Below are 230 nucleotides of genomic sequence, written 5' to 3' on the forward strand. Positions count from 1 at the left end.
GAAAAATGGATTGAAGAAGAGTATGGGAAAGAAGGTGATGGGTTTTGGGTTGTAGGATTAATCGGAAGAAAAGTTATTTATTATAACGATATTGAAGAAGGTTTTAATATCTCAGATTATACAACATTTGGAACGATTGATGAATATATCTGTAATCAGGATGATTTACGTATTGCCATTCTGAATATTTATGAACTTCTTAAATTTTGGAAAAAATAATAGGCGAAGTT

The 230-nt window shown here is 29.6% G+C and carries 1 protein-coding gene; it reads left to right on the forward strand.

The genetic code is table 11. The features are described from left to right. A partial coding sequence (locus R2R70_RS23620; RefSeq protein WP_410979436.1) for a hypothetical protein occupies positions 1-219 on the forward strand: 219 nt, incomplete at its 5' end. Positions 220-230 lie beyond the last annotated feature (11 nt).

It is taken from the genome of Cobetia sp. SIMBA_158 (assembly GCF_046566945.1).
GTDB lineage: Bacteria > Pseudomonadota > Gammaproteobacteria > Pseudomonadales > Halomonadaceae > Cobetia > Cobetia amphilecti.